At 61.0% G+C, this 22667-nt stretch carries 17 protein-coding genes and 3 tRNA genes; 8 read left to right on the top strand and 12 right to left on the bottom strand.

Annotation, left to right across the window (positions count from 1 at the left end; genetic code table 11):
• Positions 1-116 precede the first annotated feature (116 nt).
• Positions 117-2132, bottom strand: coding sequence for an excinuclease ABC subunit B (locus C1896_08105; protein ID AZZ44873.1), 2016 nt, complete (start codon positions 2130-2132; stop codon positions 117-119).
• 335 nt (positions 2133-2467) lie between these two features.
• Here C1896_08105 and C1896_08100 point away from each other — a divergent pair, with 335 nt between their 5' ends.
• The 3 genes from C1896_08100 (at position 2468) to C1896_08090 (ending at position 4289) form a co-directional block, all read left to right on the top strand.
• Complete coding sequence (locus tag C1896_08100; protein ID AZZ44872.1) at positions 2468-3664, top strand: aromatic amino acid aminotransferase; 1197 nt, start codon at positions 2468-2470, stop codon at positions 3662-3664.
• A 51-nt stretch (positions 3665-3715) separates the two neighbouring features.
• Positions 3716-3791, top strand: a tRNA-Asn gene (locus C1896_08095).
• Positions 3792-3806: 15 nt separating this feature from the next.
• Positions 3807-4289 carry a hypothetical protein gene (locus C1896_08090; protein AZZ44871.1) on the top strand — a complete coding sequence of 161 codons (483 nt, stop codon included), beginning with the start codon at positions 3807-3809 and terminating at the stop codon, positions 4287-4289.
• A 201-nt stretch (positions 4290-4490) separates the two neighbouring features.
• Here the strand turns inward: C1896_08090 and C1896_08085 are convergent, their stop codons facing one another.
• From C1896_08085 to C1896_08075, 3 genes are all read right to left on the bottom strand, one after another.
• Positions 4491-5228, bottom strand: a complete 738-nt coding sequence (locus C1896_08085; GenBank protein AZZ47579.1) for a peptidylprolyl isomerase — start codon at positions 5226-5228, stop codon at positions 4491-4493.
• 248 nt (positions 5229-5476) lie between these two features.
• Positions 5477-5553, bottom strand: a tRNA-Asp gene (locus C1896_08080).
• Positions 5554-5566: 13 nt separating this feature from the next.
• A tRNA-Val gene (locus C1896_08075) sits at positions 5567-5642 on the bottom strand.
• Positions 5643-5857: 215 nt separating this feature from the next.
• Here C1896_08075 and C1896_08070 point away from each other — a divergent pair.
• The 3 genes from C1896_08070 to C1896_08060 all read left to right on the top strand — a co-directional run bounded on the left by C1896_08070 (position 5858) and on the right by C1896_08060 (position 8230).
• The gene (locus C1896_08070) at positions 5858-6778 is read left to right on the top strand and encodes a recombination-associated protein RdgC (protein AZZ47578.1); all 921 of its coding nucleotides are present in this window, start codon (positions 5858-5860) and stop codon (positions 6776-6778) included.
• A gap of 62 nt (positions 6779-6840) precedes the next feature.
• Positions 6841-7785 carry a sodium transporter gene (locus tag C1896_08065; protein AZZ44870.1) on the top strand — a complete coding sequence of 315 codons (945 nt, stop codon included), beginning with the start codon at positions 6841-6843 and terminating at the stop codon, positions 7783-7785.
• Positions 7786-7915: 130 nt separating this feature from the next.
• Positions 7916-8230 carry a quaternary ammonium compound-resistance protein SugE gene (locus C1896_08060; GenBank protein AZZ44869.1) on the top strand — a complete coding sequence of 105 codons (315 nt, stop codon included), beginning with the start codon at positions 7916-7918 and terminating at the stop codon, positions 8228-8230.
• 57 nt (positions 8231-8287) lie between these two features.
• Here C1896_08060 and C1896_08055 read toward each other — a convergent pair whose 3' ends face one another.
• Both C1896_08055 and C1896_08050 read right to left on the bottom strand, forming a co-directional pair.
• Positions 8288-9403, bottom strand: a complete 1116-nt coding sequence (locus tag C1896_08055) for a maltose/maltodextrin ABC transporter ATP-binding protein MalK (protein AZZ44868.1) — start codon at positions 9401-9403, stop codon at positions 8288-8290.
• A gap of 105 nt (positions 9404-9508) precedes the next feature.
• A complete protein-coding gene (locus tag C1896_08050) occupies positions 9509-11128 on the bottom strand; it encodes an alpha-glucosidase (protein ID AZZ44867.1) in 1620 nt (539 codons plus the stop codon).
• Positions 11129-11463: 335 nt separating this feature from the next.
• On the opposite strand from C1896_08050, the gene C1896_08045 reads away from it, so the two are divergent.
• Entirely contained in the window at positions 11464-12741 is a 1278-nt protein-coding gene (locus C1896_08045) for a hypothetical protein (GenBank protein AZZ44866.1), read from the top strand.
• Between the two features lie 46 nt (positions 12742-12787).
• Here the strand turns inward: C1896_08045 and C1896_08040 are convergent, their stop codons facing one another.
• The 5 genes from C1896_08040 to C1896_08020 form a co-directional block, all read right to left on the bottom strand.
• On the bottom strand, positions 12788-13336 hold the full coding sequence (locus C1896_08040; GenBank protein AZZ44865.1) for a maltose acetyltransferase: 549 nt from the start codon (positions 13334-13336) through the stop codon (positions 12788-12790).
• A 77-nt stretch (positions 13337-13413) separates the two neighbouring features.
• Complete coding sequence (locus C1896_08035) at positions 13414-16158, bottom strand: HTH-type transcriptional regulator MalT (GenBank protein AZZ44864.1); 2745 nt, start codon at positions 16156-16158, stop codon at positions 13414-13416.
• A 63-nt stretch (positions 16159-16221) separates the two neighbouring features.
• Positions 16222-17112, bottom strand: coding sequence for a maltose ABC transporter permease MalG (locus C1896_08030; protein ID AZZ44863.1), 891 nt, complete (start codon positions 17110-17112; stop codon positions 16222-16224).
• 11 nt (positions 17113-17123) lie between these two features.
• Complete coding sequence (locus C1896_08025) at positions 17124-18689, bottom strand: maltose ABC transporter permease MalF (GenBank protein ID AZZ44862.1); 1566 nt, start codon at positions 18687-18689, stop codon at positions 17124-17126.
• A 67-nt stretch (positions 18690-18756) separates the two neighbouring features.
• A complete protein-coding gene (locus tag C1896_08020; GenBank protein ID AZZ44861.1) occupies positions 18757-19944 on the bottom strand; it encodes a maltose/maltodextrin ABC transporter substrate-binding protein MalE in 1188 nt (395 codons plus the stop codon).
• A 259-nt stretch (positions 19945-20203) separates the two neighbouring features.
• Here C1896_08020 and C1896_08015 point away from each other — a divergent pair, with 259 nt between their 5' ends.
• Entirely contained in the window at positions 20204-22279 is a 2076-nt protein-coding gene (locus tag C1896_08015) for an alpha-amylase (protein AZZ44860.1), read from the top strand.
• Here the strand turns inward: C1896_08015 and C1896_08010 are convergent.
• A complete protein-coding gene (locus C1896_08010) occupies positions 22269-22601 on the bottom strand; it encodes a thiol reductase thioredoxin (GenBank protein ID AZZ47577.1) in 333 nt (110 codons plus the stop codon). The two genes, C1896_08015 and C1896_08010, sit on opposite strands and share 11 nt — an antisense overlap.
• Positions 22602-22667: the final 66 nt, after the last annotated feature.

Genomic DNA, 22667 nt, shown 5'->3' with positions numbered 1-22667 from the left:
GTATTTCGCCAAGCGTCACGGGTGAAAAGTCGCCCTTACAGGACCGAGCGTCTTACGCGTCCCGCAATGTAGAGGCGATTTATTCGCCCGAGTCGCGATGCGACGCACCGAAAGCATCAAACTTGCAGCAACCTCTCGCGTAGCTTGTGGATCTCGTCGCGCGTCTGCGCGGCGGCTTCGAATTCCAAATCGCGCGCATAGGCGAGCATCTTTTCTTCCAGCTGGCGAATCCGTTTGGTGATCTCGCTCGGTGAGCGGAGTTCGTTCTCGTAGCGCGCCGCTTCTTCCGCCGCTTTGGCTTCGCCGCGACGCTTCTTGCTGCGCGAACCCGGCACAGTGGCGCCTTCCAGGATGTCCTGAACATCCTTGAACACACCCTGCGGGACGATGCCGTTGGCTTCGTTGAAGGCGATTTGCTTGTTACGCCGGCGCTCGGTTTCGCCGATGGCCCGCTCCATCGAGCCGGTTATTCTGTCGGCATACAGAATGGCCCGGCCGTTGAGATTACGCGCCGCGCGGCCGATGGTCTGGATCAGCGAGCGCTCGGACCGCAGGAAGCCTTCCTTGTCCGCATCGAGGATCGCCACCAGCGACACCTCGGGCATGTCCAGGCCCTCACGCAGCAGGTTGATGCCTACCAGGACGTCGAACACGCCCAGGCGCAGATCACGAATGATCTCGACCCGCTCCACGGTATCGATGTCCGAGTGCAGGTAGCGCACCCGCGCGCCGTGATCGCCAAGATAGTCGGTGAGGTCCTCAGCCATCCGCTTGGTCAGCGTCGTGACCAGCACACGCTCTTCCTTGACCACGCACTTGTTGATTTCCGAAAGCAGATCGTCGACCTGCGTCAGCGCTGGGCGTATCTCGATCTGAGGGTCGACCAGCCCGGTAGGCCTTACCAGCTGTTCGATCACTCGCCCCGCATGCTCAGCCTCGTAAGGTCCAGGCGTCGCCGAGACGAAGATCGTCTGTGGGCTGATGGCCTCCCACTCATCGAAACGCATCGGCCGGTTATCCAGCGCCGATGGCAGACGGAAGCCGTACTCGACCAGCGTCTCCTTGCGTGAGCGGTCGCCTTTGTACATGGCACCGACCTGCGGAACGCTCACGTGGGACTCGTCGATCACCAACAGCGCATCGGCTGGCAGGTAGTCATAAAGCGTCGGTGGGGCCTCGCCAGAATCGCGCCCGGACAAATAGCGCGAGTAGTTCTCGATGCCGTTGCAATAGCCCAGCTCCATGATCATTTCCAGATCGAAACGGGTGCGCTGCTCGAGTCGCTGAGCCTCCACCAGCTTGTTGTTACCGCGCAGGTAATCGAGGCGATCCTTGAGCTCCACCTTGATGTTCTCGATGGCATCCAGCAGGGTCTCGCGCGGCGTCACGTAGTGGCTCTTGGGATAGAAGGTGAAGCGCGGCAGCTTGCGGATTACCTCGCCGGTCAGGGGATCGAAGGCAGACAGGCTTTCCACTTCGTCATCGAACAGCTCGATGCGCACCGCTTCCAGGTCCGATTCGGCCGGATAGACATCGATCACATCGCCACGCACGCGAAAGGTCGCACGGGCGAAATCCATTTCATTGCGGGTGTACTGCAGCCCGGTGAGTCTGCGCAGCAGCTCGCGCTGGTCCAGGCGATCGCCTCGATCGATGTGGAGCACCATCTTCAGGTAGGTTTCGGGGCTACCCAAGCCGTAGATGCACGAAACAGTGGTGACGATGATCGCGTCCGACCGCTCCAGCAAAGCCTTGGTCGCCGACAGCCGCATCTGCTCGATGTGATCGTTGATCGAAGCATCCTTCTCGATGAAGGTATCGGAGGACGGCACATAGGCTTCCGGCTGGTAGTAATCGTAGTAGGAGACGAAATACTCAACCGCGTTGTTCGGGAAGAACGCCTTGAACTCCCCATAGAGCTGAGCTGCAAGCGTCTTGTTTGGCGCAAGCACCAGCGTGGGCCGCTGCACGTGGGCGATCACGTTGGCGATGCTGAAGGTCTTGCCCGACCCCGTTACACCCAGCAACGTCTGGTGCGACAAGCCGGCCTCGATGCCTTCGATCATCTGCCGAATGGCTTCAGGCTGGTCTCCGGCTGGCTTGAAGCGCGTGACCAATTCGAACTGCGACATATCGACCTCTTCAGATAGCGAGACGACTCGAAAATGAATATTCGAGCCGCTATGGCGATGTTTCCAGACGTGCAACGTGCTGCTGGCGACGCGGCGCGCAGCAACCACAACCCCTTTCAATGCGGGCTCGCCCAGCGATATCAAGTGCTCGGGCGACGAGCAGGCAAAGCCAGGAAAACTCGCGGCCTCCGCTGGGCTTAAACCGACAGAAAAACCGCCCTAGCATATCGCGGCACAGGGCCAGTCCCGTTATACTCTTGCCCCGTTTGCGCACCGCCCTCAGCGCGAAGCGAGGGTGCTGCATCAGTCACCTCCTCTCTTCGAGCCTCCCCATCATGAGTTTGTTCTCCGCTGTCGAAATGGCGCCGCGCGATCCGATCCTCGGCCTCAATGAAGCCTTCAATGCCGACAGTCGGCAGAACAAGGTCAACCTGGGGGTGGGCGTCTACTACAACGAAGAAGGCCGAATTCCCCTGCTGCGCGCGGTGGCCGCCGCCGAGATGGCGCGTCTGGAGCTGAATGCACCGCGCGGCTATCTGCCCATCGAGGGCATCGCCAGTTATGACATGGCTGTACAGGGCTTGCTATTCGGTGCCGACTCGTCGCTGGTTGCCGATGGCCGCGTGGTTACTACGCAGGCGTTGGGCGGCACTGGCGCGTTGAAGATCGGCGCGGATTTCCTCAAGCGCATGCTGCCCGATGCGGTCGTCGCCATCACCAATCCAAGCTGGGAAAACCACCGCGCACTGTTCGAGGCTGCCGGCTTTCCCGTGCAGAACTATAGCTATTACGACGCAGCCAGCCATGGCATCGACCGCGCCGGCATGCTTGAAGACCTGAAAAACCTGCCGCCCCGCTCGATCGTTGTGCTGCACGCCTGCTGCCACAACCCGACCGGCGTCGACCTGCAGCCGGAGGACTGGAAGCAGATCCTCGAAGTGCTGCGCGCCAATGATCACGTGCCGTTTATCGACATCGCCTATCAGGGCTTCGGTGACAACATCGAGGAGGATGCCGCTGCTGTGCGCCTGTTCGCCGACTCAGGCATGAGCTTCTTTGTATCGAGCTCCTTCTCCAAGTCATTCTCACTATATGGCGAGCGCGTCGGCGCGCTGTCGATGGTGACCCAGAACCGCGACGAGTCGGCCCGAGTCCTGTCACAGATCAAGCGCGTGATCCGCACCAACTATTCCAACCCGCCAACCCATGGCGCGACCGTGGTGTCTGCTGTGCTCAACAGCCCTGAGCTGCGCGCCATGTGGGAAACCGAGCTGGGCGAGATGCGCACCCGCATCCAGGACATGCGTCTGACCATGGTTCGACAGCTGGCTGAAAAAGGCGCCAAGCAGGATTTCAGCTTTGTCGCCAAGCAACGCGGGATGTTCTCCTACTCAGGCCTGACCGCCGCCCAGGTCGAGCGCCTGCGCGTCGAGTTCGGCGTCTATGCGATCGGCACCGGGCGCATCTGTGCCGCAGCATTGAACCACAGCAATCTGGACCACGTGACTGACGCGATCGTGCAGGTTCTCTGAGCTGCCGAGGGTTGACTTCCCCTTAGTTATCATTAGGATACGCACCGCTGTTCCGCGATAGCTCAGTCGGTAGAGCAAATGACTGTTAATCATTGGGTCCCTGGTTCGAGTCCAGGTCGCGGAGCCAACTTCAAAGCCTCAGGTGAAAATCTGGGGCTTTTTTTGTTTCCGTCGGACTCTCACCAGGGACCTGTCCCAGGTGATTCGCTTCGCTCACCCCTTCGGGGCCGCGCTGAAGCGCGTTCTGCTGCGCAGTCGAGTCCAGGTCGCGGAGCCAACTTCAAAGCCTCAGGTGAAAATCTGGGGCTTTTTTGTTTCCGTCGGACTCTCACCAGGGACCCTGTCCCAGGTGATTCGCTTCGCTCACCCCTTCGAGGCCGCGCTGAAGCGCGTTCTGCTGCGCAGTCGAGCCCAGGTCGCGGAGCCAACTTCAAAGCCTCAGGTGAAAACCTGGGGCTTTTTTGTTTCCGTCGGACTCTCACCAGGGACGCTGTCCCAGGTGATTCGCTTCGCTCACCCCTTCGGGGCCGCACTGAAGCGCGTTCTGCTGCGCAGTCGAGTCAAGGTCGCGGAGCCAACTTCAAAGCCTCAGACCAGTGCCCGAGCTTTACTTTGTAGCCGCTAACCTCCCACGCCCCAACAACAACGGTCTGTAGGAGCTCGCTTGCTGGCGAACCAAACACAGCCGTTTGCCGAACCGCATCACCACTGATCGCGAGCAAGCTCGCTCCTACAATGCGTACTCGGCGAACCAATTCTCACACAAAGCTGACACTGGAAACTAAAACGCCCCGCATATGCGGGGCGTTTGGAACGCAAGGACTTGTTATTTCTTGGCAGCCTCGACAGCCTCTTCGACAGCTTCCGGTGGAGGCGTCGCCTCGCCCTCTTCACCCTTGATGCCTAGGAGCTCAAGGTCGAAGACCAGAACGGAGTTGGCAGGAATCAGCGGGCTCGGGCTCTGCTCGCCATAGGCGAGTTCGCTCGGGATATACAGCTTGTACTTTTCGCCGACATGCATCAGTTGCAGCCCTTCGACCCAGCCTGGAATTACGCCGCTGACAGGAAGATCGATTGGGGTGCCACGCTTGATCGAGCTATCGAAGACCGTGCCGTCAGTCAGGCTGCCTTCGTAGTGGACAGTGACGACATCGTCCGGACCCGGCTGGGCGCCGTCGGCCTCTTTGATCACTTCGTATTGCAGGCCAGATTCGGTGGTCTTAACGCCTTCACGCTTGGCGTTCTCTTCCAAGAATTTCTTGCCAGCGGCAACGGATTCCTTGTTCATCTCGACCATGCGCTCTTCGGCACGAGTCTGCAGATAAGCGAAGGCTTCCATCAGTTCTTCATCGGTCAGCTTCTGATCTTTCTTGCCGATGGCATCATCGATGCCTTGCGCGACGGCCGTCGAATCCAGATCAGCCAAGCCTTCCTGCGCCAGGCTCTTGCCCATGTTCAGGCCAATGCCATAGGAGGCTTTCTGCGCTGGCGTTTCCAGCTTAGCGCTGGTTTCCGAATCACAGCCCGCCAGGACCAGGCCAACCAGAGCTATCGCCGACGCCAAACGTTGAGGTCTCATTCTGTTTCCTTATTACCCAAGAAGTGGTGCAAAAACATTGCCGGAGCTTAGCAGCGAGCTCGGACAGTGGCTACCGAGCACACCGCGCTAATAGGTAAAGACAGTGAAAAGTACAGAAGTGCCGCACGAAACGGAGAAACAGGCGGAAGTGAAATTCGAGGGCAAAAAAAAAGCGACCCTAAGGTCGCTTTTTTCGGGCCATCAAGGCGTTCAGTGGTCCTTGATGACAAATATGGCGCAGCGGACGGGACTCGAACCCGCGACCCCCGGCGTGACAGGCCGGTATTCTAACCGACTGAACTACCGCTGCGCTAAACCTCGAGTGGTGGGTGATGACGGGATCGAACCGCCGACCCTCTGCTTGTAAGGCAGATGCTCTCCCAGCTGAGCTAATCACCCGTTTGCTCTCGAAGTGGGGCGCATTCTAGAGAGGGATCTGGACCTTGGCAACCCCCTTTTGAAAAAAAAATTGAAGAACTTACAAAGACTTAGGAAACCCTCTGTTTAAGCCCTGTTTTTGTGGTTTCCATCGGCATTGCCCTTGCGCAGGGTTGGCCTGCGTTCGCCGGAGGGGAATAATGCGCGCTTTGCTTTTACCGGAGTTTCAAATCGCCATGTGGTTTCGCAACCTGCTCGTCTACCGTCTCACCCAGAACGTCCCTTTCGATGTCGAGACACTTGAAGCTGCATTGGCCGCCAAGCCCGCGCGCCCCTGCGCCAGCCAGGAACTGAGCACCTACGGTTTCGTTGCCCCCTTTGGCAAAGGCGAAGATGCGCCGCTGGTGCATGCCAGCCAGGGCTTCTTGCTGATCTCCACGCGCAAGGAAGAGCGCATCCTACCCGGCAGCGTGGTTAAGGACGCACTGAAGGAAAAGGTCGACGAGATCGAAAACGAGCAAATGCGCAAGGTCTACAAGAAAGAGCGCGAACAGTTGAAGGACGACATCATCCAGGCCTTCCTGCCGCGCGCCTTCATCCGCAAGTCCGGCACCTTCGCCGCCATCGCGCCGGAACAAGGCCTGATCCTGGTCGACGCTTCCAGCCCCAAGCGCGCCGAAGACCTTCTTTCCACACTGCGTGAAGCCATTGGTTCGCTGCCGGTTCGCCCGCTGACCGTGAAAATTGCCCCTTCGGCCACCATGACCGACTGGGTCAAGACGCAGAAAGCCGCGGACGACTTCTTCGTCCTCGACGAGTGCGAGCTGCGCGACACCCATGAAGACGGCGGCGTCGTGCGCTGCAAGCGCCAGGACCTGACCAGCGACGAAATCCAGCAGCACCTGGAAGTCGGCAAGCAGGTCACGCAACTGTCGCTGGGCTGGCAGGACAAGCTGTCCTTCTTGCTTGATGACAAGATGGTGATCAAGCGCCTGCGCTTTGAAGAGCTGTTGCAGGACCAGGCCGAACAGGACGGAGGTGATGACGACCTCGGCCAGCAAGACGCCAGCTTCCTGCTGATGATGCTGACCTTTAAAGAGTTTCTTCCCGCACTGTTCGAAGCCCTGGGTGGAGAGGAGATCCCGCAAGGTATCTAAACTGCCTCAGCGCCGGCAGTTGATGCTGACGGCGCTCCTTCCATAACTACAAGGTAAGTCCGATGCGCGCCCTCGCCTCCCTCAGCCGCTTTGTCGGCAATACCTTCGCCCTCTGGGTCCTGCTGTTCGCCGTTCTTGCCTTCTTCCAGCCCAGCTGGTTCCTGCCCGCCACCGCCTGGATCGTGCCCCTGCTGGGGCTGATCATGTTCGGCATGGGCCTAACACTGAAAGCCGCCGATTTCGCTGAAGTTGCCCGACGTCCACTCTGGGTCGCGCTGGGTGTCGGCGCGCAATTTCTGATCATGCCAGCTCTCGCCTGGGCACTCTGCACATTGCTGGGCTTGCCGGCGGAAATCGCTGTCGGCGTGATTCTCGTCGGCTGCTGTCCGGGGGGTACCGCCTCGAACGTGATCGCCTGGTTTTCCCGCGGTGACGTCGCGCTGTCAGTCGCAATCACCGCCGTGACTACACTGCTCGCCCCGTTGGTAACGCCTGCTTTGATCTGGCTGCTGGCATCGGCCTGGCTGCCGGTCAACTTTGGCGCGCTGTTCATGTCCATCGTGCAGATTGTTCTACTGCCTATTGCTCTTGGCCTGATCGCACGCCGTTTGCTGGGCAACCGGGTGCATCAGGTTGTCGATATCCTGCCGCTGGTTTCGGTAGTCAGCATCGTGATCATCGTCGCCGCCGTGGTTGCCGCCAGCCAGGCGAAGATCGCCGAGTCTGGTTTGTTGATCATGGCGGTCGTGGTGCTGCACAACAGCCTTGGCCTCGGCATCGGCTACCTGGTCGGACGACTGTTCGGCCTGCCTCTGGCGCAGCGCAAAACCCTTTCGATCGAAGTAGGCATGCAGAACTCGGGCCTCGGTGCAGCTCTGGCCAGTGCGCACTTCTCACCACTTGCAGCAGTGCCCAGCGCGCTGTTCAGCGTCTGGCACAACCTGTCCGGTGCACTGCTGGCGACGGTCTATCGGAGGATGAAAGACGACGGCCCGGACGCGGGCTGACGCGGCCGCCGGTCCGGCGCTCTTGCCCGGACCGGCTCGCTGTGGACAATAACGCCCGCTGAGGACGACCTCAGGCTGTACACACTCACCGGGGACGGCCCCACCTGATTACCGTCCTGTCGAGGTGCGTATGTCCTGGGTCATTCTGTTTTTTGCCGGTCTGTTCGAGATTGGCTGGGCCGTTGGGCTGAAGTTCACCGAGGGATTCACCCGCCCTCTTCCCACATTGCTTACTGTCGCTGCGATGGCCGCCAGCCTGGGCCTGCTGGGGCTTGCCATGAAGGATTTGCCGCTGGGCACCGCCTACGCCGTCTGGACTGGAGTCGGTGCAGTGGGAACGGTGATCGCCGGCATCATCCTGTTCGGGGAATCGATGAGCCTGTTTCGCCTCGGCAGCGTGCTATTGATTTGCACCGGGCTGCTTGGCCTGAAGCTCAGTCATTGAAGCAGCATGACAGCTGGCCGACCGCCAGCTGTCATGTGCATTAGCTAAATACCGCGCTCAGCCGAACAGTGCCGGCTCCCGATAGTGCCGGTCACAAGCCTGGCCATCGGCCCGGAACAGGTGGCATTTGTTGGCCAACAGCCCCGTTGCGTAGGCCTGACCTACCGCCACGCGGCGGTTACCGTCACTGGCAACCGCCACCATCTCGTCCACGCCTTCGAAGTTCAGATGCAGCAGATTGTGGTCGCCGAGGCGCTCGGCCACTGCAATTTCGCCATGGAAGACGAAATCAGCCTGCTCGGAGTCAACGAAATGTTCTGGCCGAACACCCAAGGTCAGGGCATCGCCTGGAGCAACCTGACTGCCATCGACCGGTAGCCGTAACGCGCTGCCCCCTGGCATCGCGACCTCCACCGACTCCGCATCGGCGCGTATCACCTTTACCGGCAGGAAATTCATTTGCGGTGAGCCGATGAAGCCCGCTACGAACTGGTTTTTCGGGTAGTGATACAGCTCCAGCGGCGGCCCGACCTGAGCGATGCGGCCGGCGTTGAGCACGACGATCTTGTCCGCCAGCGTCATGGCTTCGACCTGATCGTGCGTGACATAGATCATCGTGGACTGCAGTCGCTGATGCAGGCGCGAGATCTCAATACGCATCTGCACGCGGAGAAAGGCATCGAGGTTCGACAACGGCTCGTCGAACAGAAATACCTTCGGTTCCCGCACCATGGTCCGGCCGATGGCGACGCGCTGGCGCTGGCCGCCGGACAGATCCTTGGGTTTGCGATCAAGCATCTGATCGAGCTGAAGAATTTTCGCCACCGAGTCGACGCGACGCTTGATTTCGGCCTTGTCGATCTTCGCCAGCTTCAGACCGAACGCCATGTTTTCCGCGACATTCATATGCGGGTAGAGCGCATAGGACTGGAACACCATGCCCACTGAACGATCCATAGGCGGCAGCTCATTGACCCGCTCGCCATCGATGCGCAGCTCCCCGTCCGTGATGTCTTCCAACCCGGCAATCAGTCGCAACAGTGTCGACTTGCCACAACCGGACGGGCCCACGAACACCACAAATTCGCCGTCAGCAATATCCAGATCGATATTGCGGGTGATAGGGACGTCATCAAAGCTCTTGCAGATATTCCGCAGGGTTACGCTGGCCATTATTGTTGTTCTCCTTCAAACAGCCGCCACGACGCATCGCGGCAAGCGAAACGGGCGACAGCAACCCGGTTGAGACGGACCAGATGCCCGTCTCAACCGACTCGCTCAGCCAAGCCGGCGCGCAAATCCGAATCCATGCGCCGGCAAATGTACGCCGTGCCCCTCGAAAACGGCTGATGCCGAGGGCACGTCGAGGCCTTCGACCGGAGCCGACAGATCAAAGTGCCGTGCGCTATCGCCCATATTGAACAGACATACCCAAACCTCATCGTCCAGGCGGCGCTCGTACACCAGCAGCGCATCGTCATGGTAAACGGTGCGCATACTGCCTTCGATCAACAAGCGCTGGTCCTGACGCCATGCAAGAAACCGGCGATAGATGTTGAGCATCGAATTCGGGTCCTGCTCCTGGGCGGCCACTGACATTGGCAAGTGACGATCGGCCATCGGCAACCAGGGCTGCTCTCGGCTGAAGCCACCGTGCAGGTCCTGATCATGCCAGGGCATCGGCGTGCGGCAACCGTCGCGGCCCTTGAATTCTGGCCAGAAGCGAATGCCGTAAGGATCGACCAGTTGCTCGAACTGCAGCTCGGCCTCATCCAGCCCCAGCTCCTCGCCCTGATAAAGGCACACGCTGCCGCGCATGGTCAGTAGCATCGCCATGAACATGCGGCCGCGCGCCAGATCCGGCTGATTGGCGAGCGCCCAGCGGCTCATGACCCGCACCACATCGTGGTTGCCGATGGACCAGCACGGCCAGCCGTCTACCAACTCGCGTTCCACGCAGTCGATGGTGTGCCGCAGAAAACCCGGGCTGCACTGTTCGGTCAGCAAATCGAAGGAGTACGCCATGTGCAGCGTGTCGCTGCCTCCCGTGTAAGCGGCCATGGTGCTCAACGAATGGTCGCAACCGATTTCGGCCACCGTGGCGCTGCCCGGATAGCGTTCCAGCAACTGGCGAATACGCCGCAGGAAGTCGAGGTTTTCCGGCTGGGTCTTGTCGTACACGTGCTTCTGGAAGGCATAAGGATTGTCGGCGCGAACGCCGATGCTGCCTTCGCGAATGTCATGGTTCGGCGGGTTGTCCCGCAGTTCACGGTCGTGGAAATAGAAGTTCGCCGCGTCCAGACGGAAGCCGTCAACGCCGAGTTTCAACCAGAACTCCATGTCCTCGAGCAGCTGTTGCTGCACCGCTTCACAATGGAAGTTGAGGTCCGGCTGGCTGGAGAGGAAGTTGTGCAGGTAGTACTGCTTGCGGCGGCTGTCCCAGGTCCAGGCGGCACCGCCGAAGACCGACAGCCAATTGTTGGGCACGGTGCCGTCATCTTTCGGATCGGCCCAGACGTACCAGTCGGCTTTGTCGTTGTCGCGGCTCGAGCGGCTTTCCTTGAACCAGGCGTGCTGATCGGACGAGTGATTGAGTACCTGATCGATGAGGATGCGAATGCCACGCGCATGAGCAACGTCGATGACCTGTTTGAAGTCTTCCAGCGTGCCGAACAGCGGATCTACGCCGCGGTAATCGGACACGTCATAGCCGAAGTCCTTCATGGGCGAGGTGAAGAACGGCGACAGCCAGATGGCATCGACGTTGAGGCTGGCGATGTAGTCGATCTTCTCGACCACACCGAGCAGATCGCCGACCCCGTCGCCGTTGCTGTCGAAAAAGCTGCGCGGGTAAACCTGATATATGACGCCGCCGCGCCACCAGTCATTGCGATTCATACAACCAACCTTCGATGTTTGGGGGAACACGCCGCCACTCTAGGTGCGTCATCCCGCCGCAACATCCTCCCGGCAGCGTAATACCGAGGCGTATGGCTCGGGCGTAGAGGTGGCCTGAGCGGGGGGCGTAGAGCGGGCTGCCGGGAGTCGCATATGGCCGCCCCTGTCATTCGTCATAAAAATGTCGACAAACAAGCGAATCGACACTTATCTGTCACGAGCGGCATTTAGGATCGATGCAGTTCCAGGACTGATCCGCAGTAGCCGCCGCCCAGCAGACCTGCGCAGCCGCCCAGTCAGGAGCGACACGCATCCAAAATCCATGGAGAGATGAAATGTTCAAGTGCAAGCCCCTCGCAGCCGCCATCATCGCGATTCTGGCCACTCAGGCTCACGCCCAAGACAACAGCGCAGAACAGAATCAGAACGGTGCCGACAACATTGTCGAAGTGACTCAGACTGGTGGTCAGGACAACATTTCCTACCAGGCCCAGACCGGCGCCAGCAACGACGGCATGGTGACCCAGACTCAGGCCACGATGTCCGATGCCGTGCAGACGCAAACTGGCGACCTGAACCGCGCGGACATCGTGCAGTCCTCGACCGTGCAGAGCGAAGCCATCCAGCTGCAAAGTGGCGACAACCATGATGCGAGCATTGTCCAGAGCGACTCCACCGGCGCCACCGCTCGCCAGTACCAGGAGGGCAGTTTCAATACTGCGTACACCGAGCAGACCGCAGCTGACCTGAGCACCGCAGTCATCGACCAGGACGGCAGCGACAACTTCGCCGAATCCATCCAGAGCAACACCGAGCTGAGCGTTTCGGAACAACGCCAGATCGGCAATGACAACGTCTCGCTGGTCTGGCAGGAAAATGGCGCGCGCAACGACGGCGTGGTTAATCAGGAAGGCAACGACAACGACGCCACTGTTTATCAGATGGACGTTTCTGACTCCGTCGCTAATATCGACCAGCAGGGTGATATGCAGGTCGCGTCCGTCACCCAGGAAGGCGCCGAGCATAGCGCTGATATCCGGTCCAACGGACTGCAGAACGAAGCCTACATCGACCAGAGCGGCTCGCTGCAGACCGCGTCGATCTTCCAAGACGGCACCGCCAACAGCGCCGACATCTTCCAGGTTGGCGATAGCAACACCGCCAGCACCGAGCAGACCGGCAACAACAACTATGCCATCGTCGATCAAGACGGCAGCATGATGACTGCTTCGCTGCAGCAGAACGGGCAGTTCAACGAGGCTTACGTCACTCAGGAAGGCACCGATCAGCTGATCGAATTCGCCCAGGACGGCTCTGACAACCTGCTCACCGCCAACCAGAGCGGCAACGGCAACGAGCTGACCGGTTCCAGCTACGGCGACAACAACCGTGTGGACGTGATGCAGGGCGGCGACCTCAACGTGGCCGACATCCAGCAGATCTATGGCTCGGACAACGAAGTCAGCTTGACGCAAGCTGGCCAGGACAACATGGCGACCGTGCTTCAGGGCGGCGTAGGAAACCAGGCGATGCTGATGCAGAGCGGCATGGGCGACTCGGCAATCGTTTCTCAGATGGGCTCAGGCAACATGGCCACCGTGACTCAGCAGTAAGCAGTGCCGGCAGCCGGCCCAGCGCCGGCTGCCATTCTCACGTCTATCAGCGACTACGGGCCGGATTGCCTACGACTGTCGTCCCCGCCGCCACATCCCGAGTCACCACGCTGCCCGCTCCGATCACGGCGTCATCGCCGATGGTTACGCCTGGCAGGATGATCGCGCCACCGCCAATCCAGACGTTCTCCCCAATCACCACCGGACGGCCGAATTCCAGGCCGCTGCGGCGCTCTTCCGCGCTTCGAGGATGGTCCGCCGCGTAAATCTGCACAGCCGGGCCGATCTGAGTGCCGTTGCCGATACGCACCTCTACCACGTCGAGAATCACGCAGTTGAAATTGAAGAACACATCGTCGCCGAGGTGAATGTTGTAGCCGTAGTCGCAATGAAACGGCGGCCGGATCACAGCGCCTTCGCCGACGTTCCCGAGTAGCTCCTTCAGCAAGGCGCGGCGCACCGTCGGTGTTTCGCCGAGCGCAGCGTTGTAACGCACCATCCAGGCTTTGGCGGCGGCTTGATCGGCCTGCAATTCGGCGTCACCGGGCCGGTAGAGTTCGCCGGCGAGCATCTTCTGTTTTTCGGTCATCGGCATGTCAGGCTCCACTGGAAATGAAAATGACGCATTCGGCCTTGGACCGGCCGGATGCGCCATCGCTCGCATGCCACCCGCTATTCGCCCTGGATTTTGCTCAGCAGGCTGCGGGCCAGCTGCACGGCCTCGTTGCGATGGGTGATGTTGAGCTTCTGATACAGACTGCGGATGTGCGTTTTGATCGTCGTCGGCGCGACATTCAGGTGTTCCGCAATCTGCTCGTTGGACTGCCCCGCGTGGATCAGGCTCAGCACCTGCCACTCTCGGCGCGTCAGCGGCGAATGGCGGATCAGCTCCGGCACATCCGGGCGGTTGATGATGTCCTGAATCACCGCTTCGTCGAGGGTGATGCGGATCGCCCGGCTGAAGTCGCGCTGCTGTTGCGCCAGTTGGATCAGCCGGTCGGCGCGCTGCGCTTCGAGTTCGTCGAGCCGACGCTCATGCTGCAACGCCTTGAGCATGGCGATCAGCAGCTTACCGACGCGCAGAAAGCTGCCGATGGCACCCGTGCTGCTCGCCAGGGTCAACGCCAGCTGCAGGTTATCCAGCGCCTGCTGACGCTCTTCCCGCAGCCAGTGCAGTTGCGCAAGCAGGATGTGGTTGCGGTTCAAGTCCATGATCAAGCCGTGCTGCTCCGCATCGATTTGCAGCTGCCTGAGGATCGGCAGGGCCTTGTCCGGCTGCTTCAGCGAAAGGTGGGCTCGCGCGTGGTTGCGGCCGTTGTACTGGGCGAAGTGATTGAGGCCGCGCTCGAGGGTTGGCGCTGTCAGCAGCCATTGCTGGATCGCGGTCTTGTCCTGGGTGGAGTCCCAGTAGCTGAGCATTACCGCATGGGCATTGGCGAGCCAGTCGACATGGTAATTGTCGTCAGCGAGCATGCTCTGGATCTTGCCTATGTAGTCCGCGCAGGCGCTCTGCTGACCGCGCGCATGGGCGATCCCGGCCAGCAGCGCGTAACACTGCAGCAGCCAGCGGTCACCGACGTCTTCAAGTATCTGGATGCCCTGCAGCGCGCACTGCTCGGCGGCATCCAGATGGTGCCACTCAAGCAGCACCTGACCACGCACGCGGTAGATGAACTCCATGATCGGGGTCGCCTGCAGGTCGGCCTGTTCGACGTACTGGATCGCCCGTTCCTGCAGCGAATAGGCCTTCTGTAGATAGCCCTGGGCGATGGCGATTTCAGAAAGCTGGCCGAGATTCCACACCACCAGGTGCGAGGCGCGAATCTCGCGGGCACGGCGTTCGGCCTCTTCATACTGCTTCTGCGCCTGCGGCAACAAGCCCTGAACGAAGTGCGCCTCGGCCAGGCCCGAGAGGGCTGCAACCTTCGAGGTGCGCATGATCAACGGCTCACGTACCAAGGCTTCCCGTGCCAGGGCGATTGCCTGCTCTTCATCACCACGGTTCATCGCTACCTGAGCGCGAACGGCGTTGAATTCGCCAACGATGCGCGCCCAGTCGTCTTCCGAACAGCTCTGCTGCAGGGCCTCTTCGCCGGCCTTGAACCAGCGCTCGACCTGATCGAACTGGTAGGAATTCTGCGACACCCAGGCCTGCAGCAGGGTCAACAGCGGCGAGCCGGCGATAACCGCCTCCGGCAGTGTTTCCAGGCATTGCTGCAGCAGCTCAAGGCGGCCCTGACGGTAGAACTGCCGGCCGTGGCGCTCCAGCACTTCGCCGACGCGGGTCGGGCAGCCGGCCTGTACCGCATGCCGCGCGGCCTCTTCCGGCAGGTTTTCCGCCATCAGCGCTTCGGCCGCACGCAGGTGCAGATCCGATAGCCGCTGAGGCTGATGGGTGCGCAGTTCGCCAAGCACAAAGGTGGCGAACAATGGGTGGTAGGCATACCACTGACGAAGGCCATCCAGCGACTGCAGGAAGAGCCCGTTACGCTCCAATTGCTCGAGCATCCCGCGAGCATTGCTCCCCTGAGTCAGTCGGTCGGCCAGCGCTGCGTTAAAGCGATCCAGCAGACAGGTCGCCTGGAGGAAATCCAGCGTGCTTGCGCCCAGATTGGCAACGACCTGCTCACGCATGTAATCGCGAATATACGGATGGCCGAGCTGCAGGTTTTCCAGAAACAGGTCCATGCCACGGCCCGTCTGCACTTCCTGCAGAACCAGCTGCAATGCGCACGGCCAGCCGCCGATACGCCGGTTCAAGCGCTCGATCTGCTCACGGTTGATCGAAACCGGCAGGCCCAGATCCAGCAGTGCCTGAACTTCGTCGGTTTCGAAGGCCAGGTGCTGAGCGTCGACGGTAAGCAGCTGATGCTTGACCCGTAGATCCGCCACGCCCAGTTCCGGCAGGCCGCGACTGCAGACCAATAGCGTCATCCAGCTCGGCATGTTGCGCAGGAAGAAGCGCAGCGCAGCGATGACTTCTGCGGTGTACAGCGTTTCGAAATCATCCAGTACCAGCAGCAGCGGTTCGTGCTCGCCCGGCAATTCGGCCAGCAGATGCGTAAGCAGCGTATCGAAAGCCTCCCGGCCCTGACCGGCCAGCAAGAGACTGCGGGGACACCCATGCTCCAACTGAGCGTCGAGGGCGTGAAGCAGATAGCGGCCAAGCTGCAGCGGATCATTGTCGCCCGGATGCAGCTGCAACCAGGCGACACGACCCTCGAACGCCCTTGCCCACTGGCACGCCAGGGTCGTCTTGCCGAAACCGCTCGGTGCGTGCAGTACAGCCAGCCGCACCTCGCCAAGACGCTGAAACCACTCGTCAAGGCGTGGCCGCGCCAACAGACCGCGCGGCAACAGCGGCATGTTCAGCTTCGCCGGTATCAGCGGCAAGGGTGCAGGTATTGCGGCGTTCATGGTCGTCTCCCGTTGTTCGTTCCCTGTTCGGGTGTCGTGACGCATCGAGCTGTCCTGGGTCGATTACCCCTTTACGCCTCCGGCTGTGAGCCCGCCGACGATCCACTTCTGGCAATACAGGAACACCGCGGTGATCGGCAGTCCGGAGAGCACCGCCGCCGCAGCGAAGTCGCCCCAGAGGTAGTTTTGATCGTAGAGGTACTGTTGCGCACCGACCGACAAGGTGAGCTTGTCTACATCCATCAACAGCACCGAGGCAATGGGGTACTCGGTGACACTGGTGATGAAGGCGAGGATGAACACCACCGCCAGAATCGGCACGCTCATGGGTAGCAAGATGTGCACGAAGGCCTGCCAGGTGGTGGCGCCATCGACGATGGCCGCCTCTTCCAGCGAGCCGTCGATGCTTTCGAAGTAGCCCTTGATGGTCCAGATATGCAGCGCCATGCCACCCAGCGAGGCGATGATCACGGCGCCGTGGGTGTTAACGCCCAGCCAGCTGATGTGTTCGCCCAACTGGTCGAACAAGGCGTAAATGGCCACCAGCGTCAGCACCGGTGGAAACATCTGGAAGATCAGCATGCCCTTGAGAATCGGACTCTTGCCACCGAAGCGCAGCCGCGCAAAGGCATAGGCGCTGGTGGTCGAAAGCATGAGGATCAGCAGCGAGCTGATCAGCGCGATCTTCATCGAGTTCCACAGCCAGGTCAGCACGGGGAACGGCGGGTTGCTGACTTCGCCATTTTCATGGACGTAAGGGATGCCCAGCGCCAGCGACCAATGCTCCAGCGTTGGGTTGTCGGGCAGCAGACTGCCAGTGGCGAAGTTGCCCTCCCGGAAGGAGATCGACACCACCATCAGCAGTGGGAACACGATCAGCGCGACAAAAGCGAGCAAGCCTGCGTGCGTCAGCCAGAGGCGGTATTTGACGGATTTTGGTTGAACCATGGCCATGTGCGTAATCCTCAGACCTTCACTTTCGAGAGCTTCAGGTTCAGCCAGGCCATGGCGCCGACGACGATGAAGATCAGCGTGGCGATGGCGGCGGCCAGGGCAAAGTTCTGCCCTGAATCCTGGAAGGCGATGCGGTAGGTGTAACTGACCAGCAGATCGGTAGTGCCCGCCGGGGTTGTGGTGCCGAGGATGTCGGGGCCGCCACGGGTCAGCAGCGTGATCAGCACAAAGTTGTTGAAGTTGAAGGCGAAGCTTGCGATCAGCAGCGGCGCCAGCGGTTTGATCAGCAGCGGCAGCGTGATCTTCAACAGGTTGTCGAGTGGCGTCGCGCCGTCCATGGCCGAGGCCTCATAGAGGTCGCGCGGAATCGCCTGCAGCAGCCCCATGCACAGCAACAACATGTAGGGATAACCGAGCCAGGTGTTGACCATCAGGATCATGCTGCGCGCCAGGGTCGGGTCACTGAACCAGTCCGGCCGCACCCCGAACAGGCTGTCGAGCATCAGATTGATCTCACCGAAGCTCTGGTTGAACAGGCCTTTGAACACGAGGATCGAGATGAACGCCGGCACCGCGTACGGAAGAATCAGCATCAGCCGGTAGAACGCCTTGCCGCGAACCATCTCCCACTGCAGCAGACTGGCCAACACCAGGCCGACCGCGAGGGTGAAGACCACCGTCAGCGCAGCGAAGCACACCGTCCAGACGAAGATCTGCAGAAACGGGCCGCGAATCTTCGGATCGGTCAGCACCTTGGCGAAATTGCTCCAGCCGGCATAGACCGTGTAACCCGGCGCGACCTTCTGCCCTTCGGCGTCGACGTAGAAACCGATCTCATCGTTGGCCGTAAGGCGTTCACCGGTCTGGTTGTTGACCAGCGAGCCGTCGTCGCGCAACCGGTACAGCGGCTCCACCGCGGCGACTTCGCGCAGCCCATAAAGGCGCAGCAGCTGACCTTCATGACCGCGCATGACCCACTGTTCCAGTTGCTTGCGCTGGCGGATCACATCACGCAACGGCAAGGCCGCACCCAGGTTTTCGACCTCAGCCTCCCGGCTCATGCCAAGCGGCTCGCCCTCAACCGGCTCACCTGCCAGCGGAGCGGAAACCCAGACGCCCTGCTCGCCACGATCGACCCGCAGGCGCATCTCACCGGCATCGTTCTGGTGCAGGCTGAAGCCGAAGCGTTCGCCTGCAAGGTAGGTCTGATTGAGGTGGTAACGCTGCGCCTGCTCGAAGCTCAGCAGGTTGGTGCCGCTGTAATTGGTGAAGCCGATGCCCACGGTGTAGAGCAGCGGGAAGATCACGAACACCAGCATCCCCGCTACCGCCGGGAATATGTAACGGTGGGCGTAGGCACGGCGATTGATGAACACGAAACTGGCGATTCCGGCGACCACCAGCCCGAGCAGAGCGAACACGGTTTGCCCCTGCGCATAGAGCGCGATGATCAGGTACAGGGCAAAGGCGTTGCACAGCAGCCAAAGGCCCCAACGCATCGCAGCTGGCAGCTTGGGTATCGACAGTTTCGGCACGGCGCGGCCGGGCATTTCGGCAGGAACATTCACGGCGGACATCGGAATCTGGGCCTCAGGGCGCGCAGCCGAAGACGCAGGCGTCTCCAACTGCGGCTGTGGGTTGTCGTTATTTGACGATGCGTTTGGCGGCGTCATCCAGGGCGGCATCCACAGTTTGACGACCGGAAGTGATGTTCGTCAGGGCAGGTTCCATGGCTGACCAGAACACGCCCATCTGCGGAATGTTCGGCATCGGACGGCCCTGCTGAGCACTCTCGAAGGTGGCCTTGATCATCGGATCGTCGGACAACTCGGCCATGAACTCCTTGTTCACCACCGCGCCCAACGGCACGTCGGCGTTCACAGCCTTCAGGCCCTCGACCTCGAGCAAGTAGTTTTCGAGAAACTCGACGGCGAGCGCCTGGTTCGGGCTGGCAGCGTTGAGCGTTGCGGCCATCACGCCGGAGAACGGCTTGCTCGGGCTATCGCCTACTGCCGGGATCGGCGCCACGCCAAAGTCGATGCCGCTCTTCTTGATGTTCGACCAGGCCCAGGGGCCGCTGATGAACATCGCCGTATCGCCTTTATTGAAGGCGGCCTCTGCGGCGCTGTAGTCGGCGCCCTTGGGCATCACGCCCTCGTCGATCAAGCGCTTGAGGACGGCTGCGCCCTGCTTGGCGCCCTCGTTATTGACGCCGGTTTTGCTGACGTCATAGCCCGAGCCGGTATCTTCGAAGGCATAACCGCCGTTGGCGGCCAGCAAGGCCCAGGTGAAATAGGTGTTGTTGTAGTCCCAGAGGATTGCGCGCTTGCCGTCGGCGGCGAGCTCCTTGTTCATCGCCAGGACTTCTTCGAAGGTCTTGGGCGGGGCCGACACCAGGGCCTTGTTGTAGATCAGCGCAGGCGCTTCGACCGCCATCGGATAGCCCCACAGCTTGCCGTTGTAGCTGACGGCGTCCCAGGCGAAGTCCGCGACTTCCTGCTTGGTCTCGGCGCTGGGTGTGACGGGGGTGATCAGACCGCTCTGAGCCCACTCACCGAGGCGATCGTGCGCCCAGATGAAGATGTCCGGGCCATTGCCGGTGGCGGCGGCCTGCTGGAATTTGTCCGTGGCTGCATCGGGGTGTGCCACCTCGACGGGAATGCCGGTTTCTTCGGTGAACTTCTTGCCCACCTCGGCCAGTCCCTTATGGCCTTTGTCGCCATTGATCCAGACAACCAGCTTGCCTTCTTCGATGGCGGCCTGGACAGACAGCGGCAGGCTCAGAGTTGCGGAGAGACCGATCGCGGCCGCTGCAAACAGCTTTTTATTCATGTAGGTATTTCCTCGTGGCTTCTTATTTTTGATCCACAACGTTCTGCGTGCCGTCTGACGGTCTCGCAGTGCATCCATACTCGCCCCGCCAGTGGGCGAAGACATCCTCCCCGAAGGGAGGATGAGGGGCGTAGAAGCAGGGCGTAGTTTTGCATTCGCACTGCACCCGCAGAGCCCTCGAATCGCCCTTTCTCAGCCTGCACGGGCCGACGAAAACAGGCTTGAATACCGCCTCTTCCCCGCCAAACCGGAGCCGGACATGCGCCCTCTGCCGCCCCTTAGTCCATCTATCCTAGCCCTTTGTTTCGGACTGCTCGCACCCGTTATACAAGCGGAACCGCAAGTCCCTATCAGACTGAACGGTCAGCCTCTGCAACCAGCCTGGGAAACGCTAGCCCAGGATCGCTTCGCGGCGGAGCTGGAGCTAACCAAAGGCACCCTCGAACTGGGTACTGGCGAGGCCGAACAGAAGCCGCTCAAGCCGTTTCAACGCCACGCGCTGAGCGCTGGCGATCGCTTCGATTTCGATGTAGTGAAACCGGGGCGCTACCGCCTGCTGGTGCAGACGGGCGATGACGCCAACCTGCGGTTGTTGCCCAGTCGCCAATCGCAGGAGCCAGTCGAGCAGGCCTGCCAACCATGGAATGGCGAAGCCGTACAGGTTCCGGTCGCTGGGGTATTCGAGGATGGCCAGCGATTGCGCGACGCTTACAGCGGCAACACGACCATCGTGAAGGACGGCAAGGTCGAACTGACCCCGGCACCCGGCAGCAACGGCTTACTGCTGATCGAAGCTGCCGAGGCGCACCCGGAACGGGCGCGAGACTGGCGCAACGCGACCGTCTATTTCGCCCTGACCGACCGTTTCGCCAATGGCGACCCGAACAACGACCGCAGCTATGGCCGCGAGCCCGACGGCGCTCAGGAAATCGGCACCTTTCATGGCGGCGATCTCAAAGGGCTGACCAGCAAGCTCGATTACTTGGCCAAGCTGGGCGTGGACGCGCTGTGGATCAGCGCACCCTATGAACAGATCCACGGCTGGGTCGGTGGCGGCGATAAAGGCGACTTTCGCCATTACGCCTACCACGGCTATTACGCATTGGATTACACCCAGCTGGACGCCAACATGGGCACCGAAGCCGACCTGCGCGAGCTGATCAGGGAGGCACATGCCCGCGGCATCCGCGTGTTGTTCGACGTCGTGCTCAACCACGCTGGCTACTCCACCCTGGCGGACATGCAGCAGTTTGGCTTTGGTGGCCTGCGAGACGGGATGGCGCAATACCTGCCCGAACGCTGGACCGCCTGGCAGCCGGAGCCCTACGAGCACCTGCACGCCTACCACAATTTGGTCGATTACGATCACCCGGCCTGGTCTCGCTGGTGGGGCAAGGACTGGGTGCGCGCCGGTATTGCCGACTACCCGGTGCCACCGAGCGTTCTGGTGGACCCGCTCAAAGGGTCGCTGGCGTTCTTGCCTGACTTTCGCACCGAATCAGAAACACCAGTTCGCCTGCCTGAATTTCTTCGTCACAAGCAACCCACCCGCGCCGTCGAACGCGACGGTTACCGCGTGCGCGATTACCTCAACGAGTGGCTGACGACTTGGGTGCGCGAATTCGGCGTCGACGGTTTTCGCGCCGACACTGTCATGCACGTCGAGCCGACCGCGTGGGCGCAGCTGCGCCAGCAGGCGGACCAGGCCCGGCGCGATTGGTCTGAAGCCAATCCAGACGATCCGCTCGCGGGCGAGCCGTTCTGGATGGTGGGCGAAGTCTTTGGCCACGGGCCGGAAATCAGCGATTACCAGAGCAACGGCTTCGATGCGCTGATCAACTTTGCCTTCCAGCAGGAGGTCGCCGGAGCTGCCAGCGATTGCCTGGTCCGGGCCGACAAGAGCTACGGGCATTACGCCAGCCTGCTGGCGGACAATCCCGGCCATAACTTCATGAGCTATGCCTCATCCCATGACACCTCGCTGTTCAGCGCGCAGCACGACCTGGAGCGCCAACGCGGCCTTGCCAGCGCGCTTCTGCTGAGCCCCGGCGCCGTGCAGATCTACTACGGCGACGAGAGCGCCCGCGCTTTCGGCCCCACCGGCTCCGACCCTTACCAGGGCACACGGTCCGATATGAACTGGAGCGAGCACACCAAACCCGAGATCGCTGCGCTAATTGATCACTGGCAACGAATCGGTCAGTTCCGCGCACGGCATCCAGCCATTGGCGCCGGCCGGCACCAACAGCTTTCAGATCAGCCCTATGCGTTCTCGCGGGTACAGGGCATCGACAAGGTCGTCGTGGTGCAGTCGGGGGCTCTGGTCAATCGCTGAGCGGGTTGGTGGCATGGGCAGCGGCATCGCCGACCACCTTGGCGTCGGTCGGCCGCACCACTCGGGCCAGCTCCTGACCGAGACGCACGAAGATCAGGGTTGGCCAGAGCTTGACGCGATACCTGCGCCCAAGTGGGCGTCCCGGACCGTCCTCGACCTTGATGTGGTTGATCTGCGGATACTCGGCCAGTGCCCGCTCGATGTGCGGCTCGGCAGAGCGGCAATGTCCGCACCAGTTGGTGCCGAAGTCGAGCACCGTTACCCCGTCGAGCGAGTCGACCTCGGCGCGCGTGATGGTTTCAGTCTTGTACACATCGGCCATGTTCACCTCCACGTCTGTTCTCCTATCGACCCCGACACGCCGCGACCGATCCATGCAATCTCATCC

Source organism: Pseudomonadaceae bacterium SI-3 (assembly GCA_004010935.1).
GTDB lineage: Bacteria > Pseudomonadota > Gammaproteobacteria > Pseudomonadales > Pseudomonadaceae > Stutzerimonas.
Note: the sequence above shows the minus strand (reverse complement) of the source record. Positions and strands in the feature narration are given on the sequence as shown.

What these genes read in the sequence shown, in the direction of transcription:
- C1896_08105 (AZZ44873.1), bottom strand. Translation starts at nt 2,132, where the DNA reads ATGTCGCAGTTCGAATTGGTCACGCGCTTCAAGCCAGCCGGAGACCAG.
- C1896_08100 (AZZ44872.1), top strand. Translation starts at nt 2,468, where the DNA reads ATGAGTTTGTTCTCCGCTGTCGAAATGGCGCCGCGCGATCCGATCCTC.
- C1896_08070 (AZZ47578.1), top strand. Translation starts at nt 5,858, where the DNA reads ATGTGGTTTCGCAACCTGCTCGTCTACCGTCTCACCCAGAACGTCCCT.
- C1896_08065 (AZZ44870.1), top strand. Translation starts at nt 6,841, where the DNA reads ATGCGCGCCCTCGCCTCCCTCAGCCGCTTTGTCGGCAATACCTTCGCC.
- C1896_08060 (AZZ44869.1), top strand. Translation starts at nt 7,916, where the DNA reads ATGTCCTGGGTCATTCTGTTTTTTGCCGGTCTGTTCGAGATTGGCTGG.
- C1896_08055 (AZZ44868.1), bottom strand. Translation starts at nt 9,403, where the DNA reads ATGGCCAGCGTAACCCTGCGGAATATCTGCAAGAGCTTTGATGACGTC.
- C1896_08050 (AZZ44867.1), bottom strand. Translation starts at nt 11,128, where the DNA reads ATGAATCGCAATGACTGGTGGCGCGGCGGCGTCATATATCAGGTTTAC.
- C1896_08045 (AZZ44866.1), top strand. Translation starts at nt 11,464, where the DNA reads ATGTTCAAGTGCAAGCCCCTCGCAGCCGCCATCATCGCGATTCTGGCC.
- C1896_08040 (AZZ44865.1), bottom strand. Translation starts at nt 13,336, where the DNA reads ATGCCGATGACCGAAAAACAGAAGATGCTCGCCGGCGAACTCTACCGG.
- C1896_08035 (AZZ44864.1), bottom strand. Translation starts at nt 16,158, where the DNA reads ATGAACGCCGCAATACCTGCACCCTTGCCGCTGATACCGGCGAAGCTG.
- C1896_08030 (AZZ44863.1), bottom strand. Translation starts at nt 17,112, where the DNA reads ATGGCCATGGTTCAACCAAAATCCGTCAAATACCGCCTCTGGCTGACG.
- C1896_08025 (AZZ44862.1), bottom strand. Translation starts at nt 18,689, where the DNA reads ATGTCCGCCGTGAATGTTCCTGCCGAAATGCCCGGCCGCGCCGTGCCG.
- C1896_08020 (AZZ44861.1), bottom strand. Translation starts at nt 19,944, where the DNA reads ATGAATAAAAAGCTGTTTGCAGCGGCCGCGATCGGTCTCTCCGCAACT.
- C1896_08015 (AZZ44860.1), top strand. Translation starts at nt 20,204, where the DNA reads ATGCGCCCTCTGCCGCCCCTTAGTCCATCTATCCTAGCCCTTTGTTTC.
- C1896_08010 (AZZ47577.1), bottom strand. Translation starts at nt 22,601, where the DNA reads ATGGCCGATGTGTACAAGACTGAAACCATCACGCGCGCCGAGGTCGAC.